General features: G+C 40.3%; 16 protein-coding genes and 1 tRNA gene. 6 read left to right on the top strand and 11 right to left on the bottom strand.

Annotation, left to right across the window (positions count from 1 at the left end; all coding sequences use genetic code 11):
* Positions 1-155 precede the first annotated feature (155 nt).
* Both HMPREF9304_RS15120 and HMPREF9304_RS13365 read left to right on the top strand, forming a co-directional pair.
* Positions 156-665, top strand: a complete 510-nt coding sequence (locus HMPREF9304_RS15120) for a helix-turn-helix domain-containing protein (RefSeq protein ID WP_231556641.1) — start codon at positions 156-158, stop codon at positions 663-665.
* Between the two features lie 7 nt (positions 666-672).
* Positions 673-963 carry a helix-turn-helix domain-containing protein gene (locus HMPREF9304_RS13365; RefSeq protein WP_036882771.1) on the top strand — a complete coding sequence of 97 codons (291 nt, stop codon included), beginning with the start codon at positions 673-675 and terminating at the stop codon, positions 961-963.
* A gap of 157 nt (positions 964-1,120) precedes the next feature.
* On the opposite strand, the gene HMPREF9304_RS13870 is transcribed toward HMPREF9304_RS13365, so the two are convergent.
* The 6 genes from HMPREF9304_RS13870 to HMPREF9304_RS13395 form a co-directional block, all read right to left on the bottom strand.
* Positions 1,121-1,906, bottom strand: coding sequence for a hypothetical protein (locus HMPREF9304_RS13870; RefSeq protein WP_052046173.1), 786 nt, complete (start codon positions 1,904-1,906; stop codon positions 1,121-1,123).
* A gap of 324 nt (positions 1,907-2,230) precedes the next feature.
* A complete protein-coding gene (locus HMPREF9304_RS13375; RefSeq protein WP_231556642.1) occupies positions 2,231-2,698 on the bottom strand; it encodes a hypothetical protein in 468 nt (155 codons plus the stop codon).
* Between the two features lie 248 nt (positions 2,699-2,946).
* Positions 2,947-3,372: a hypothetical protein gene (locus HMPREF9304_RS13380; protein ID WP_036930022.1), complete on the bottom strand. Its 426-nt coding sequence runs from the start codon at positions 3,370-3,372 to the stop codon at positions 2,947-2,949.
* On the bottom strand, positions 3,369-4,688 hold the full coding sequence (locus HMPREF9304_RS13385) for a tyrosine-type recombinase/integrase (RefSeq protein WP_197061678.1): 1,320 nt from the start codon (positions 4,686-4,688) through the stop codon (positions 3,369-3,371). The genes HMPREF9304_RS13380 and HMPREF9304_RS13385 overlap by 4 nt, the downstream gene beginning before the upstream one ends.
* A 33-nt stretch (positions 4,689-4,721) precedes the next feature.
* The gene (locus HMPREF9304_RS13390) at positions 4,722-5,951 is read right to left on the bottom strand and encodes a site-specific integrase (protein WP_036930024.1); all 1,230 of its coding nucleotides are present in this window, start codon (positions 5,949-5,951) and stop codon (positions 4,722-4,724) included.
* A gap of 763 nt (positions 5,952-6,714) precedes the next feature.
* The gene (locus HMPREF9304_RS13395; protein ID WP_008122542.1) at positions 6,715-7,800 is read right to left on the bottom strand and encodes a TlpA disulfide reductase family protein; all 1,086 of its coding nucleotides are present in this window, start codon (positions 7,798-7,800) and stop codon (positions 6,715-6,717) included.
* Positions 7,801-7,994: 194 nt separating this feature from the next.
* Between HMPREF9304_RS13395 and HMPREF9304_RS13400 the strand changes: the two genes are divergently transcribed.
* The 3 genes from HMPREF9304_RS13400 to HMPREF9304_RS13410 are packed head-to-tail and all read left to right on the top strand — an operon-like array spanning position 7,995 to position 11,417.
* A complete protein-coding gene (locus tag HMPREF9304_RS13400) occupies positions 7,995-8,684 on the top strand; it encodes a queuosine precursor transporter (protein ID WP_036930026.1) in 690 nt (229 codons plus the stop codon).
* Between the two features lie 26 nt (positions 8,685-8,710).
* Complete coding sequence (gene queF, locus HMPREF9304_RS13405) at positions 8,711-9,181, top strand: preQ(1) synthase (protein ID WP_008122545.1); 471 nt, start codon at positions 8,711-8,713, stop codon at positions 9,179-9,181.
* Positions 9,182-9,194: 13 nt separating this feature from the next.
* Positions 9,195-11,417: a patatin-like phospholipase family protein gene (locus HMPREF9304_RS13410; protein WP_036930029.1), complete on the top strand. Its 2,223-nt coding sequence runs from the start codon at positions 9,195-9,197 to the stop codon at positions 11,415-11,417.
* Positions 11,418-11,499: 82 nt separating this feature from the next.
* Here HMPREF9304_RS13410 and asnA read toward each other — a convergent pair whose 3' ends face one another.
* A complete protein-coding gene (asnA, locus tag HMPREF9304_RS13415) occupies positions 11,500-12,537 on the bottom strand; it encodes an aspartate--ammonia ligase (protein WP_036930031.1) in 1,038 nt (345 codons plus the stop codon).
* Between the two features lie 330 nt (positions 12,538-12,867).
* On the opposite strand from asnA, the gene HMPREF9304_RS13420 reads away from it, so the two are divergent.
* A tRNA-Arg gene (locus HMPREF9304_RS13420) sits at positions 12,868-12,941 on the top strand.
* 310 nt (positions 12,942-13,251) lie between these two features.
* On the opposite strand, the gene HMPREF9304_RS13425 is transcribed toward HMPREF9304_RS13420, so the two are convergent.
* The 4 genes from HMPREF9304_RS13425 to HMPREF9304_RS13440 all read right to left on the bottom strand — a co-directional run bounded on the left by HMPREF9304_RS13425 (position 13,252) and on the right by HMPREF9304_RS13440 (position 15,866).
* Positions 13,252-13,725: an ASCH domain-containing protein gene (locus tag HMPREF9304_RS13425; RefSeq protein ID WP_231564547.1), complete on the bottom strand. Its 474-nt coding sequence runs from the start codon at positions 13,723-13,725 to the stop codon at positions 13,252-13,254.
* Positions 13,726-13,730: 5 nt separating this feature from the next.
* A complete protein-coding gene (locus HMPREF9304_RS13430; protein WP_036930032.1) occupies positions 13,731-14,036 on the bottom strand; it encodes a helix-turn-helix domain-containing protein in 306 nt (101 codons plus the stop codon).
* Positions 14,011-14,346 carry a type II toxin-antitoxin system RelE/ParE family toxin gene (locus HMPREF9304_RS13435; protein WP_036930033.1) on the bottom strand — a complete coding sequence of 112 codons (336 nt, stop codon included), beginning with the start codon at positions 14,344-14,346 and terminating at the stop codon, positions 14,011-14,013. Before HMPREF9304_RS13435 ends, HMPREF9304_RS13430 begins: the two co-directional genes overlap by 26 nt.
* A gap of 107 nt (positions 14,347-14,453) precedes the next feature.
* Entirely contained in the window at positions 14,454-15,866 is a 1,413-nt protein-coding gene (locus tag HMPREF9304_RS13440) for an ATP-binding protein (protein ID WP_036930035.1), read from the bottom strand.
* Between the last annotated feature and the right edge of the window lie 55 nt (positions 15,867-15,921).

Below are 15,921 nucleotides of genomic sequence, written 5' to 3' on the forward strand. Positions count from 1 at the left end.
AGTGAACTATAAGTAAAGGAATAACAAAGAACGGATAAGGCGAAAATAACTACCTATTTAAACAAAAAGCAATCCACAAAAAGATGTAAGCAAAAATTAAGAGCTTATCTCTATGTTCTCAGAAATCTTAGAACAAGGCAGAATACTTATGCCAAATGGTAGGTTGTATCTCTATATCTATTGACAGTGAAAGAAGAATAGTGGGCGTATTAGCGTTGATAACGACAAGGAATAAGGAAGGGAATTTCATCGTATTTCCTTTGTTTTCCCTGCTGTTCCTTAGTGCTTTGAGCATAAGGAAACTATCCCTACTTTTGCATCGTGCTGGGGCGCAGAACGCTGCAACACAAGAAAACAGTAACAACGAGCAAAACAATAGAAGTATGGGATATTTGATAATTACAGACCAGAACTGGCAGAAACTAAGGGACGAGATATTAAGTCTTGCAGACTGCTGCCACAAGGCATTTGGAGAGAAGTGTAAGCATACCGACTGGCTACACAATGGTGATGTGTGCAAGTTGCTTAACATCAGCAAGCGCACCTTGCAGCATTATCGTGATACAGGCGTGCTGCCATTCGCACAAATCGGACACAAGTGTTATTATAAACGTGAGGATGTGGAAAGGCTGCTCCTTACAAAAACTGACAAACCTAAAAAATAAACAAGTTATGGAAACGGCAAAAGATTTGAATTTTGGCTCGGACGATATGCAGGTGGTGCTTACCGCACTGCATGACGTGGTCAGAAGAATAAGGGAAGTGGCAGAGACGCACAAGCCATTGTTTGGCGGTGAGCATTTCCTCACGGGTAAAGAAGTGTGTGAGCGGCTGTATATCAGCCCTCGCACCTTGCAGGATTATAGGGATAGAAAAATTATACCCTATACGCAGTTTGCTGGGAAGATGCTCTATAAGGCTTCGGATTTGGAAAAGTTACTGGAAGAATATTACAAGTTATAATCGAGTAGGAGTAAACACCCATGATTAGTGTTTACCTCCTACTCCTAAGATTAGCACAAAATTAATACTGGAATATTACAAAACACACAAAAGGTTTGTGGATAAATAATCTCTCAAACCTTTTATGTGTTCTATTTTACTTATGAAATACAAATGATTATTCAATTGCAACCCAATTACATGATCCACCATTAGAATCTGTTGTGGCATAATACAATTTTGCTGTTACATTTGAACCAGATGCTGCTAACTTTACAACAACATCTGTATTTGTAAAAAGTGTTCCTACTTTAGTTTTTGCATTCCAACCTCCGAAAACAAAAGTTTTACATGTATAAACAGGGGCTATTGCAGCATTAGTTCGACAAGTAAACTTTACGGAACTCTTATCGAAAGTTGGAAGAAATGCATCTGTACCTTCTTCTGTTCCATTAGTAGAAATATAGCCGTATTGGTTCTTTCCTTTATTTCCAGACCGTGTTAGTGCTTGTGGAACTTCTTTGGACATCCTATACTTTTTAGATTCTTCTTTTACATTTGGTAAGGAAACTTTTTCACCATGCAATCTAGCCTCAGTTATAGCTTTGTTTGTATTCTTCAAATCTTGTAATACGGAATTATACAAATCAGCATCTACTCCAATAGTCTGTGCATCTTTTTCAGAAATATCTAAAGAGTATAAGCTATCTTTTATTGAGATGTAATTAGAAAGGATAACAGCAGCAGCTCGTTTATCCTTGATTTCTTTAGGAATACTGTTTACCTCATTGATAGGAAGTGCCAGTGCTTTCGCTTCTTCTATTTGTGAAGAATATGCCCTTGTTTTTATGTTATTTTGGTTCTTTTGAATACAAGAATCATCATTAGAGCATGATGTTAACACTCCTACAAATAATGCTAATATGAAAGTAAGAGTGTAAAGGGTTGTTTGTTTTGCTTTCATAACTGTAAGTTTTTAGAGTTTTATAAATAAATACGTTGCGAATATATGTACTTTTCATGAAAAAAGCAAGTAAGTAGGCAACTTTTTTCTTCATCTGCCTGAAAAATACCTAAAAATAATGATAGTGGTTATTGAACTTTTTATAGATATACCTAAGCAGTGAAAGAAGAAGGGTAAGCGTAGTTACTATGTAGTACCATTTCGATGATAACCTAACTACTCGTTAATCCTTTATCTTTCACCGCTTTACCTTTAATGTAGTTATGTAGTAAGATATAACAGTGAAAGAAAAAGGATATAATCAGTAGTCTGTATAACTGCCACTCAGCACCCCTGTGTGACACCTGTATCAACAATAATAGGAATGAATGTTGGCGCAGGAGATTGCAGCCTTTGGCAGAGATATTTCCTAAACATACCTGCCTCTACGCTGTTCAGATGAAAGGAAAGGGCGATGATAATGGGCAAGGGGCAGAGTGGCGCATAACTCTCCACGCTATCCCCCTGCTTACTTATGCTGCTGGTAGCATTACCTGCTTCTATCTCATAATACTTTAAGCACATAGTCTGTTTTATAAGCTTGACCTTATGATTAACTTTCTGCCAACTAACTCCGAAAAACTTTGCCAGTTCGCCCTCCGTCATAGCAACCTCTCCCTTGCCTTGACGAATAACACGCATACCATCGCTCCACTCAAAAAAGCTACGCTTGATAGCTTTTCTTGTGTTATCGTTGGACTGATTACACTCTGACTTTCTTTGGTCGTCCTTTTGATGATGCTTTGCTTTCATATTTACACCTCTTTCATTGATTATCTGTTATCATTTTGTGATGCCCAAAAGTTCATTTTCCTCTCTGACCGCATTCCACGGCTAAAAAACATATCCTTTCCGTTCATGGATTGGTAGTATGTAGTCATACCGTAGTTGCACATATAGTCATCTACCAACTACAACGTAATCCTTTCTCTTTCACTGTGTTACCTTGTATTTTAGTAATGTAGTAAGATAACAGTGAAAGAAAAAGGATTGGTACATATTCAGCTATTGATACCCCTGTCATATATGATGATAGGAATGACAGAGTTCCTTGGACGCATCAACTCACTGTACACATGCTTTCTGAACAGGTGGGCTTCTACGCTGTCAAGTTGAAAGGAAAGGGCGATGATTGTCGGTAGTGGGTAAAGCGGTGCGTAGCCCCTTACCTCCTTATCTGTGACAATCTTCCTTTCACCTGCATTCCTTTCATCTGGAGACAGGATGGAATCTTCGGTTATCGCCCGAAGTCTGCCACAGACTTTCCTCCATGTCACACCAAAGAACCTCGCAAGCTCGCCCTCGGTCATGGCTACATCGCCTTTTCCCCTGCGGATAACCTGCATACCATTTCCCCACTCGAAGTAGCTGCGCCCCGTGTCCAGACGGATTGCAGCCTTGGTCTTTATTCCATCTTCCGTATTCATGCCGTTTCCTCCATGCTTTTGTTTCTGCCTGTGTTGGCAATAGCCATTGTACCTATGGTAATAGTTTCCTTTACCGTTACCTTATCATCCTCTTTGTTCTTTTCCTGATGTTTGGCGATGAGTCTGTCCATATCCTCCGAAATCTTGCAGTCCGTTACCTGCGCATAAATCTGCGTACTTGCAATTGATGCGTGTCCCATCATCTTGGCGATACTCTCAATGGGGATACCTGCACTTAGACACATCGTTCCGAAGGTATGTCTTGCCATGTGATAGGACAGACGCTGCTTGATGCCACAAGCCTTGCCTACTATGCTTAACTTCGCTGCTAACACACTTCTGCTGCAACAGGGTTGAAAGATAAGACGATTATCCATATTCGTGTTATTGCTTTCTTCTTTCACCGCTTGTAATTGCCTTTGCTGCTCGATAATCGTCTTGGCAATGGGGTGTAACGGCACAATGAACTCCACCTTGGTCTTCTGACGTTCCTTTCTTATATATATTTGTCCGTCCGCTGCGCTCTTGATATGCCCAAACATCAAATGTTCCATATCCGTAATGGCTAAACTTGTAAAGCAAGAGAAGATGAACATCCGTCTTGCAAGTTCGGCATCACTATCACATATCTTCATTGCCATCAGCTTTGCCACATCACTCTTGATAAGAAAGCGGATAGCCTTTTCTACTTTTTCATATTCCGCATGCTCGAATGGGTTATAGCGAATGATACGCTGGCTTACCGCACGAAACATCAAACGGCTCAGCCAACAAAGGTAATTATTGATGGTAGAGCCTTTCAATCCTTTCTTTTTAAGAAAGAAGCGGTATTCCTCAAACAACTCCTCCGTTATACTTCGGATTTCTATATCCGTACTACCTAAGTCCCTTATAAACTCGCACAGCATCCTGTTAGCATAGCAAAGGTTAGTGTATGTTCTTTCTGCCTTTGATTTGCCCACACCTTCCTTTACCGATTGTAGTTCTGTATTGCTAAGCTCCAACAAAGTGGTGGGAGAAGTCGCTATGCCTTGCAATCTGTTTTTAAGCAGTTCAGCACTTATCACCCCGTCTTTTAGGAGCAGTTCCTGATAGGTCTTTTCTACTTGTTCTCTGAATGATTGCAGGCGAAGGTTTGTTTTCTTATCTGTAGTTATTCCTTGCTTGGCATTCCACTCCGCAGGCTTACATTCTTCGTTTGTAGTAATGACAGAGTTCTTGCCATCTATCGTGATACGGCAGAGTATGGAGGTCAGACCATTTGCCTTGGTCTTTTGTCTGTTGATATAAAACAGTGTCTTAAATGTACTTCTCATCATGATTTTAGTTTTAATGCTTCTATTCTATGGCTAAATACTCATCTGCATATCCTCCGTGAAAGAAAGGAAACGCTCAAATTCCACAAATAGTTTTTGTGGCGTAACCTTTGCATATCGCTCGGTCATACTCACATTGCTATGCCCCAACATCTTGCTTACCGTTTCTATCGGTACGCCTTGTTCAAGGGTAATGAGTGTGGCAAAGGTATGTCTTGCTGTATGTGTGGTAAAGGGAAAGGCTATGCTAGCTCTTAGGCGCAATGCTTTAAGATACGATTGATAGGTGGCATATTTCATCTGTGGCAATAGGCTTTCCCTTTCATCGCTCTTGTACTTCTCTATTATCCTGATGGCTTCGGGCAACAACTTGATACGGCAAAGTACGCCTGTCTTCTGCCTGTTGAACTTCAGCCAAAGGCTTCCTTCGTCATCACGGACAAGATACGACCTGTTTAACTCCATCAAATCGCAATAAGCTGCACCTGTATGGCAGGCAAAGACAAACAAGTCCCTTGCAGTTTCCATTTCCTCCTCCAACTCTCCAAACTGTATGTTCATTAGTTTGTCAAGCGAACACCTATCAAGAGCTTTGGGTAGTTTCTTGTCGCCTTTGCTTACCTTGACTTTGTCAAACAATAAAATATCGGCTAATCCTTCACGATAAGCCAATCTGCATACCGTTTTCAGATGGGTAGCAGCATTATAGAACGTACTTTCCTGAAACCCGCAAATCCCCATAAAGTATTGTTGGAAGTCGTAGATAAATTGTTCGGTAAGCTGTGAGAAAGCCAAATCAGCAACCTTATACCTCTTTTGTATAAAGTTCTGCAAATGGGTACGAGTGGAATGATAGCCAAATATACTTCCCTCCTTGATGTCAATGCCGATATGGTTTTCTTTCTCTTTGATGAGCCTATCTAGTCTTTCAATAAGCATACATTTAGATTGAACGCTTCCTTGAAATTCCTCTTTTATATCAGTTGCATCAAATGGGCAACCTTTGGATAGCAGAGACTGATAGGCTGTTTGGACGGATAGCAGCAGACTTTCCAATCTGGCATTCACTTCCACTGCCTCACGACTCTTTCCGTCCATTCTGCTTTCACGGGGATTCCACAAATCGGGATTGCAGGATAGCTTGCAACTGAACTGCGCAATACTCCTTCCAAGCGTGATACGTCCCATAATGGGAGCCTTACCCTGCTTATCCTTTCCGCTCTTTTTGAGGTAGAGCAACACCTTCATTTTCTCTGTTTTCATACGCCTTAATTTTTATGGGCAAAGTTACCCGAATTAAAGCGTTCTTCACTTATGCAGAAAACTGCCAACCGTAGCAACAGCCACACGAGCGAAAATAATTCAGTTACCGAACATTACTCCATCGTTACCTATGACGAAATCGGGTAACGCTCTGGTAACTGAACTTCTGCCTAAATCTGCACATTATGACCCTTTTTGAAAAGAGTACTTCTATGCAAATTATTCCGTTTCCTGCTCATTATCAGTTAGTTTTCCACAACTTCGACTTTTCTTCATTTTCAAGGATTAGTTGCTTGTTAAGTCAATGAATTACAGCACAAAGTTAACGGGTTAAGCTTGTTAGGTTGTTGAGTTAATCCTGCAAAGTCAATGGGTTAAGCTTGTTAAGTTAATGGAGTAACGGCACAAAGTCAATGGAGTAAGCTTGTTAAGTCAATGGAGTAACGGCACAAAGTCAATGGGTAAAGCTTGTTAAGTCAATGGAGTAATGGCACAAAGTCAATGACTTAAGCTCGTTAAGTTAATGGGTTAATGGCACAAAGTCAATCAGAAAAAAGAAAAAATGGATAAACATTATCAATTCTAAAAAACAACTGATAATGTTTACCCTCTTTTTCTTCTTGGCTTTCTATGAGCGTAAAATAGTGGTTGATACGTAGATAGCGAAATGTAGTGAGTACATTAAGCGCCCTTCTATCAACTTCTTAACTCATTTTCAGCGTAAAATTTAACGGATAGTTCTGTTTGGCAGAACCGTCATCTCTTAATATCCGTAGATTTCTTTTAACTTATCAGCAAGCTTTGCACCACGCAAGTCTTGTGCAACAATTTGTCCTGAAGGGTCCACCAAGATATTGCATGGAATGGAATTGACGCCATACACATCGGCAGCAGCACACTTCCAGCCTTTCAAATCAGAAATATTGTGCCAAGGAAGTTGTAAATCTTGTATTCCTTTCTTCCATGCTTCAAGCTTTGAGTCAAACGAAACGCCAACCACATCAAATCCTTTGGCTTGATGATAACGTTTGTAGGCATCCACTACATTTGGCATTTCCATGCGACAAGGTCCACACCAGCTCGCCCAGAAGTCTACCAATACGTAGTTTCCTTTGCCTACCCATTGACTCAGTTTTGCGGGTTTTCCCTCGGTATCATGCATTGCCAAATCTGTAAACTTCAAACCGGGACGACGCTTTTCCAAAGAACGGAGTTGCTGTTTGGCTCTTTCCATCATCGGATGGTTATAGTAAGCGCAGGTATTGTCCAATGCAGAAACCAACTCCTCATAAGTCAGTGAATAATAAGACTGCCCTAAGAAGTAAGCCGGAGTCACCCCTTTTTTGTTCGAGTTGGCAAAGGCTAAAATATTTTTTATCTGCTTTTGCTCCGTTTGTTCCATCATTCCTTCGAAGACACCCTTTTTAGTTTGTCCCTCAATCGTCTTGTCCGCAGCTACAGCTTGGTATTTTTTATAGATGTCCATCATCTTTTCATCCAGCTTGTTCTGTTCCTTTTGGAAGTTTGCAAACTGTACATTCTGCGGTGAACCAGTGACATTGCCATTCTTTAAGTTGACAGTAATAGGGGTGTGATCATTCACTACTGTAACACTGTGTTGCTGGTCAGCAGCTACGGTGATAAAAGTGTTGAGGGGTTGAGTGCCATTTAGCTGGAATTTATTGTCCTTCACAGCCACACTATCCACAGATCTAAACTTGCCATTGTAGAAATAATACACCCAATTAGTGCCTTCTGGTGCATTTCCAGAGATGACATATTCGGCATTTTGAGCCTGCGTGGTTGTGACGCCCAAAGCAAGCATTGTAAACAATAATAACTTTTTCATTGTACTTTATTTTATATTCGTTTTGCGCAAAAGTACTTGTTTTTTTTGAAATAGCCATCATATCTCACTAAAAATAACTAACTTTGCAGGCAAAAGGAATTACAGAAAGACTGATGATGTAAATCCTTTAATGAATTTTATCCTTTATTAGTTCAAAACAGAGTGCTTGGTCAACCTCTTAAAAAACAAGAAAAATGGAAAAGAAAAATCACCATGTGAGTGTGTTGTTTATGCTTTTCAGCATCCTTTTTTGTGTTTGCTTGATAACAGCAAACGTATTAGAAACAAAGCAAATAGCCGTAGGTCCGATATCTCTTACAGGGGGTCTTATCGTGTTTCCTATCTCGTATATTATTAATGATTGTGTTTGTGAAGTGTGGGGCTATCGCAAAGCTCGGCTGTTGATATGGTTAGGGTTTGCCATGAACTTCTTTTTTGTCATGATGGCAGCCTTGTGCGATTTGATTCCTGGTGCAAGCTATTGGACTTTAGGGCAGAGCTTCCATGATATATTCGGATTGGCACCACGAATTGCCTTTGCCTCGTTTATCGCTTTTTTATGCGGCTCGTTTGTCAATGCTTATGTTATGAGCAAAATGAAGATTAGTTCGCAGGGTAAAAACTTCTCTCTTCGTGCGATTTTAAGCACCATTTTTGGCGAGGGGGTAGATTCGCTTATCTTCTTCCCCTTAGCATTTATTGGTGTTATACCAACTTCTGCACTTTTACCGCTCATGTTTTGGCAGGTAATACTTAAAACGGCTTACGAAATTGTAGTATTGCCAATCACGATTCGGGTTGTACGAAAGCTGAAAGAACATGAGGGCGTGGACGTCTACGATGAGGATGTAGATTATAACGTTTTACAGGTTTTTAATATCTAAGTTGGCAATTTCAAACGAAAATAAAAATGGAAGATACTCGCAAAAATGAAGGACTAAAGGCGCTGGGTTCGAAGACAAAATACAAAATGGATTATGCGCCAGAAGTGTTAGAAACCTTTGAAAACAAACATCCAACGAATGATTACTGGGTACAATTTAACTGTCCAGAATTCACTTCTCTATGTCCTATTACAGGTCAACCAGACTTTGCGGAGATTAAGATTGCATATATCCCGCAAAAACTCATGGTGGAAAGTAAGAGTTTGAAGCTCTATCTCTTCAGTTTTCGTAATCATGGTGACTTTCATGAAGACTGTGTCAACATCATCATGAAAGACTTAATCCGACTCATGCAACCCAAATACATTGAAGTTATAGGACTTTTTACGCCAAGAGGCGGTATTAGCATCTACCCTTATGCTAACTATGGGCAGCCTGGTACAAGGTATGAGACCTTGGCAGAGCAACGATTCTTTAACCACTCTATACAGCCATAAAAACAAAAACAGAATGAAAAAGATTGCCATTTTCACATTAGTAGGTTTCTTGCTTATGGCGATACCTGTACAATCGCAGCCACATCGCAAGAAAATCGCTATTGTGTTGAGTGGCGGTGGCGCAAAAGGTTTTGCCCATATTGGTGCCTTAAAAGTGATAGAAAGAGCTGGTATCCCTGTTGATATTGTCACTGGTACTTCGATGGGTAGTATCATAGGCGGACTGTATAGTATTGGTTACGACAGTCAGCTCATGGATAGCATTGTTCGTCAACAAGACTGGACTTTGATGCTCTCTGATAACATTGATGTAAGAAGCGAAAGTTTGAAGAGACGCCAAAAGCAAAATACTTATATGATAACCAGAGATGTGGACTTTGGTAAGAAGAAACCTACTTTTTCAGGAGGACTCATTGAAGGAAAAAATCTGCGCAAGTTGTTTGAGAAGTTGGCTTATCGATACCGTGATCCTATTGATTTTAATAAGTTGCCTATTCCTTTCGCTTGTGTTTCTACCGATATTATTGGTGATGCAGAATACGTGTACCATAGTGGTTCACTGATAGAAGCGATGCGAGCCAGTATGGCGATACCCGGAGCTTTCACTCCTATCCAAAAAGGAGAGATGGTATTGGTAGATGGAGGTATGAGCAATAACTTCCCTGTAGATGTTGCCCGAAAAATGGGAGCCGATGTGGTGATAGGGCTAAGCGTACAGGAACCAGACAAGACAGCGGATGATTTGACACGAAGAGGGAGTGTCATAGGACAGATTATTGATATTAACTGTAAGAAAAAATATGATGAGAATGTGAAGAATACAGATATCTTTATCCGCTCATGTACAGATGGATATGGTACTACTTCTTTCTCAAAATCAGCCATAGACACCTTGATTCGACGAGGAGAAGAGGCTGCTATGAAGCAATGGGACCAGCTTGTTAAGCTTCGTGATGAACTCGGAATTAAACCAGGTCAGCGAGCCAAATATCTTACTGAAATCACCGTAGACACCTTGCCCAAAAAAGTTAAATTGGCAAATGTGGTGTTTGAAAAGGTGGATGCAGCAGACCAGAAGTTTACTTTGAGAAAGTTTCACCTTCTAAAGAGAGATAGCATCAACACTGGGATGCTTCAAAAAATAGCAAACTCAATGCGGGCAGATTTTTACTATAATGATGCAGACTGTTACCTCACACCAACCGATGGGGGCGAATGCCTACATATTGCTGCTATTGGCGATAAAACGAAGAAGGCGAGACTTGGTGTTCGCTTTGATACAGAAGAGCTTGTGGCACTGCAAGCCAATCTTGGGCTATTCGTAAGAAATAAGTTTTTGCCAATGGCTGCAGATTTTACACTGCGTTTGGGTAAGAGATCAATGGCGCAAGCCGATTTCTCGTTGTATTTTAATCATTGGGGAAAGGTCAATGCTTCTTATGTGTTCCGCCACCAGGATATAAATATTTATGACAAAGGTGAAAGAGACGCCAATATCATTTATAATCAACACACGGTGAGTTTGATACCCTTTGATTTTAATATCCGCAATTTTAATTTTCAACTAGGCACTTATTTTGATTTTTATCGATATAATGCTGTGTTACAAGATGCGAAACGAGAACTCTGGCAAATCAACAAGCGCAATCAACATTTCATTACTTATCAGGCGAGTGTGAAATACAACTCTGAGGATAAATGGTATTTTCCAACACGTGGTGCCAAGTTCGAAGCGACGTATGGCTATCATACAAACAATTTTGTGGGCTATGACGAAGAGCCTGGATTTAGGAGTGTCAACGCAATGTGGAGAATATCATTTGCTTTGAACAATCGACTGACAATACAACCAATGCTTTACGGCAGAGGTGTGTTTGGTAAAAATCCTCCATATACTTTACAAACGGTGATTGGAGGAAATTACTTCAATTATTATGCAGAGAACCAACACTTGCCTTTTGCGGGTATTAGTTATTTAGAGTTGGTAAGAAATAAATTCGTTGCGGCGCAACTAAGATTTCAACAACGTATAATTGATCATAATTTTATCATAGCTAAAGTAGGTGTCTATAAAGACGGCGATAAGATGAATGATATTTTTGATCATAGCTTAAGGGTTGGTGTTCAAGCCGCATACTATTATCAAAGCATTGCAGGACCTCTTGGAGGTTCGATTGGTTGGACGACAAAAACAAAGCAACCTAACTTCTATATCAATTTAGGGTTTGTCTTTTAAGAGCTGTAAAGACTGTCCGCCGTGTTTATGAGCTGTTGCTGTTAACACGGTGTGTTTTAGGATGAGCAAGATGAACGATGAGTTAGATGAGTTTCATTCCTGCTTCAGCACACTCTTTACGCATGTCTTCAGGCCAAATACTGGCTTGAATTTCTCCGATATGTGCTTTCTGGAGCAAGACCATACAGAGCCTGCTTTGTCCAATACCACCTCCCATACTCAGTGGTAATTTATCATTTAGAAGCTGTTGATGGAAATAAAGCTGTTGTTTATCTTCCTGATTATCAAGTTTCAACTGTCTTAACAAACTCTCCTTATCAACACGGATGCCCATGGACGAGAGTTCTATGGAGCGTTCTAAGACAGGATACCATATTAAAATATCACCATTAAGTCCTGCCAATCCATTCTCTGTTACTGTTGACCAATCATCATAGTCTGGCGCACGACCATCATGTTTTTCTCCATTGCTGAGCTTCCCACCAATACCAATAATGAATACTGCCCCATATTTCTTACAAATGGCATCCTCTCGTTCTTTTGGCGATAAGTCAGGATACATTTGCAACAGTTCCTCACTATGAATGAAATGAATGTCGTGAGGAAGAAAGGGCGTTAGCTGTGGATACGTTTCACAGGTGAGATATTCGGTGCGAAGTAATGATGCATAAATACGTTGTACCACATTTGTTAAAAAGGCAATGTTGCGATCGGAAGGGCGGATAGAACTTTCCCAATCCCATTGGTCAACATACAACGAATGAAGGTTATCCAATTCTTCATCAGCTCGAATCGCATTCATATCCGTGTAGATGCCATACGGTGGCTCAATTCTATACTCTGCTAATGTTAACCTTTTCCATTTAGCCAAGGAATGTACCACCTCTGCCTGTGCGTTCTCGAGATCTTTGATAGCAAACGTAACAGCCCGCTCAATGCCATTCAAATCATCATTGATACCTAAACCTTTCAAGACGAATAGGGGAGCAGTGACACGTCTGAGTCTTAATTCGGTTGAAAGATTTTGTTGAAAAAAATCTTTGATAAGTTTAATACCTTGCTCTGTTTGTCTCATATCCAACAAAGCTTGATAGTGTACAGGTTTTATCAATTTACTCATTTTGGTGTAGTTGCTCTTTATTCGTTCAAAACGTTATGAAAATACTTTCACTAATTGTCATGCAAAAGTAGAAAATTTATGGAAGGTATACAAGAAGAAAAGATGTAAATCAGTCAATATGATTAAAAATAAGCGATTCGACTTTCATATTGTCCTAATTCAATTAATGGGAATTATGAAGGATATGTTCCCATTTTTATCGTCACACAGAAAGCTGATGTGCTCTGTAGGTACGTTGCAAACAGCAGGTTTGCGGCTGAAAAAGAATAATTTGAACACACATACTTGTTAAATTCAATAATTTTCTATACTTTTGCAATCGTTAATTATGGCCTCGTAGCTTAGCTGAATAGAGCGTCAGATTCCGGTTCTGAAGGTCTTGGGTTTGAATCCCAACGAGGTCACTCCTACTAACAAGCGGAAAGTACGATAAGTAAAGGCTTTCCGCTTTTTGCTTTTATAGAGAAACTTCTAAATAATCTTTGAGGTAAGTTCTGAATACAGAAAGTAGTAAATAAAAAGAGACTAAAAAGAAATTAATTAGAGATTTGGCTGAAATTCCCTGCTTATCCCGAACTGAGGTATCATATTGAAACCTATTGAAGTAAGCAAATGAGTTATTTAGGAGTTGACGAACGGTTGTGAAAATAATAAGGACAACCTTAGTGCTTTGCCTTTTGTATTTTCTTTTTCAAGATACATTATCAAGCTAATTTACTTCTTATGAACCTCTATGATTTTTCCAACATGAAATACGGCTTGCCAAAAGCATAAATCTCCATTAGCATCTATTTTTGCCACATCGTCATCGCCAATCGAAAAACGTGCTGGGTTACCTTTTTTGTCAAGTAGTGGCTCAAAGGTAATATCGTTCACCTCCACCACGGCTGTGTCTCGCTCCTTGGCATAGCCCACAGCAAGTGAAAGATATTCCCATTTCTGGTTTGCTACATAAGGGTAGCACCCTCCATTCCACATGCAGATGTCACCCAACAAGGGATCTTCAGCATCTGCTTTTGATGTGTCATACAAGGGCCATCCGTCCTCGTCAACTTCAAGATATTTCTTGTAGGTTGTTTCCTTAATTTCCTTGTATTCTTTCGCTTTCTTTCCCTCCACGATTTGATTGAAATACACCTGTTTGATGGTGAGATAGAGGGTATTCTCTTTGGTTGGTTTTATCTTCAAGTTATTTATCCTATGGGTTTTGAAATGTCTATGCGCAAACCGAGAGAATTGATAAGGCGAAAGAACAATCCCACTCCAGGTTCAATCAATCCGTTTTCTATTTTTGATATGTATGACTTGGTTGTGCCTGCTTTTTCAGCCAATTCGGTTTGTGTCATTTTTGCTTCCTTACGTGCTTGTAAAAGGATTTGCGAGGCATAAAACGCCTTTGCCTCATTTTCAAACTGTACACGTTGTGGTGTCCCCTCCTTGCCGTATTTTGCATCCAGCACAAGGTCGTAATCTTCAATCTTGTGATTGTTTGTCTTCATAATATGCCTCCTTTATCTTAAGTGCTTTTTCTATTTCTTGCCTGGGTGTTTTCTGCGTCTTTTTGTGAAAGCCATTGAACAGCACCACGATTTGTCCGTTGTCAAAAATGAAGAACACGCGGTAGATATTGCTCTCATATTCAATTCGCAATTCAAACAGTCCATCTTGAATTGCCTTGACAAATTTCGACGAAAGTCTTTCTTGCGTTTTCAGTAGCTGCAAGGCGTAGTCTATCTTTCGCTGCACTTTCTCATCCAGCGTCTGCATGAATGTCTGAAAATAGCCGCCGTATGTTCTTATTCGTCTCATACTGCAAAGATAGTAAAAGTTTCTATATATGACAACCTTATGTGTTGTTTTTTTTCTGCTTTATGGTAAATTTATTACGAGTTTATTAAGTTACCGACTCAAGAATGTTAATATGAGACTTTGTCTTTAGAGGCATCCTCTTGAAGCATAGACGCTATGATGTCTTTGGGATAATAGCATGGAACTTCAGCCTTGGTTTTTGTTTTGAGGAACAATATCATATGTACCTTTTGCCCCTTCTTTACAAAGGGTAAGCGGCTGGCACGGCTTGTTAATTGCTCATAAATGCTCTGTGCCTCGTTGCATTCTCGCCATTTACATTCTGCCACGAGGATGTGCTTTTTGTCGAGCGACTCAGCCACAAGGTCGAGCTCTATCTGTTCGTAGTCATTGCTGCCATCTTCTTTTGGTATGCCGCCCCACCACTGCGAGGCATTGCCATAGACTACACCATCGATTTCATTGCCCGTTACGAAGTTGTGACAAATCTTTTCCCATACCTGACCAACGTATGTACTGAAGTCCTTACGGATAATGTCCATGACGAGATCCTGACGATCGAGCTCAATAAGATATTTGTTGGGATTGATAAACCTGTAATAGAAGGAAAGAAAGTTATCACCAAGCCGATAAAGTCCTTTCTTGCTGCTCTTTGGATTGTCACCAAAGGGTATATCTTTCTCCACATAGCCTAAATCGGTCAGTATGCTGATGGGCTGAGAGAGATTAGTCGCAGGCTGCTGCATACGACTGGCTATTTCCGAAATACGGTTCACCCCGTTGCCCACCGTAGTAAGTAATGAGAAAGATGTAGCCGTATCACGACGTTCATCACGAAGCAACCGTGTTGGCTCATCGTACAGCGTGCCATAGTTATTGACCAATAGATTGCGCACCGCCACTTCCAAACTATCAAAGTCGGCACGAAGCTCCCAATAGCGAGGCACTCCACCCCAAACGGCATATTCCTCAACAGCCTGCTGGCTGGAACAATGCAGGGCTTCTTTTATATAAGGCAAACGCAGTTGCTTCAGCTTTGGCTGCCAAGCACAGCGTTGATACAAGGGCGATGTTTCATTGAGTACCAATGAGTGCATCATCAGTTGGGAGGAACCACAAAGTATCAGGTTGTATTTCAGTTTTTTGTTATCCACTAACCGTTGAATAATGGAAGGCAACGAGGGGTCGCTCTTGACAAGATAAGAAAACTCATCTAAACACACCGATGTGTTCTCCCCAACATATAGATTGATAGAGGTGAGTATCGTTTCCCAGTCATGGTATGACACACGATCAAAGCCGTCAAACGTAAACGAAACGGTCTTAGCAAAGGAATCTATCTGCTGCTGCGGTTGTGCTTCTTCGCTTAGATGGTACACATCCTGATCGGTCAAAACATGCTTGACGAGTTCTGACTTTCCAATACGCCGCCTGCCATAAATAACAATGAGTACAGGTCGGTTAAGGCCCAGCGTACGCTTGAACGTAGCAGTTTCTTCTATTCTATCAATAAATTCCATATTGAGACCTCTGCAAAACTCTTATCCTAAAATTTGCTCATTACATTATTTTTTT

It is taken from the genome of Hoylesella timonensis S9-PR14, from assembly GCF_000762405.1.
Classification (GTDB): Bacteria; Bacteroidota; Bacteroidia; order Bacteroidales; family Bacteroidaceae; genus Prevotella; species Prevotella timonensis_A.

Excerpts from the sequence above, each read along its gene's own strand:
- asnA (WP_036930031.1), bottom strand. The coding sequence starts at position 12,537 with ATGAGTAAATTGATAAAACCTGTACACTATCAAGCTTTGTTGGATATG.
- HMPREF9304_RS13395 (WP_008122542.1), bottom strand. The coding sequence starts at position 7,800 with ATGAAAAAGTTATTATTGTTTACAATGCTTGCTTTGGGCGTCACAACC.
- HMPREF9304_RS13385 (WP_197061678.1), bottom strand. The coding sequence starts at position 4,688 with ATGAGAAGTACATTTAAGACACTGTTTTATATCAACAGACAAAAGACC.
- HMPREF9304_RS13390 (WP_036930024.1), bottom strand. The coding sequence starts at position 5,951 with ATGAAAACAGAGAAAATGAAGGTGTTGCTCTACCTCAAAAAGAGCGGA.
- HMPREF9304_RS13410 (WP_036930029.1), top strand. The coding sequence starts at position 9,195 with ATGAAAAAGATTGCCATTTTCACATTAGTAGGTTTCTTGCTTATGGCG.
- HMPREF9304_RS13435 (WP_036930033.1), bottom strand. The coding sequence starts at position 14,346 with ATGAGACGAATAAGAACATACGGCGGCTATTTTCAGACATTCATGCAG.
- HMPREF9304_RS13365 (WP_036882771.1), top strand. The coding sequence starts at position 673 with ATGGAAACGGCAAAAGATTTGAATTTTGGCTCGGACGATATGCAGGTG.
- queF (WP_008122545.1), top strand. The coding sequence starts at position 8,711 with ATGGAAGATACTCGCAAAAATGAAGGACTAAAGGCGCTGGGTTCGAAG.
- HMPREF9304_RS13380 (WP_036930022.1), bottom strand. The coding sequence starts at position 3,372 with ATGAATACGGAAGATGGAATAAAGACCAAGGCTGCAATCCGTCTGGAC.
- HMPREF9304_RS13440 (WP_036930035.1), bottom strand. The coding sequence starts at position 15,866 with ATGGAATTTATTGATAGAATAGAAGAAACTGCTACGTTCAAGCGTACG.
- HMPREF9304_RS13870 (WP_052046173.1), bottom strand. The coding sequence starts at position 1,906 with ATGAAAGCAAAACAAACAACCCTTTACACTCTTACTTTCATATTAGCA.
- HMPREF9304_RS13430 (WP_036930032.1), bottom strand. The coding sequence starts at position 14,036 with ATGAAGACAAACAATCACAAGATTGAAGATTACGACCTTGTGCTGGAT.
- HMPREF9304_RS15120 (WP_231556641.1), top strand. The coding sequence starts at position 156 with ATGGTAGGTTGTATCTCTATATCTATTGACAGTGAAAGAAGAATAGTG.
- HMPREF9304_RS13400 (WP_036930026.1), top strand. The coding sequence starts at position 7,995 with ATGGAAAAGAAAAATCACCATGTGAGTGTGTTGTTTATGCTTTTCAGC.
- HMPREF9304_RS13375 (WP_231556642.1), bottom strand. The coding sequence starts at position 2,698 with ATGAAAGCAAAGCATCATCAAAAGGACGACCAAAGAAAGTCAGAGTGT.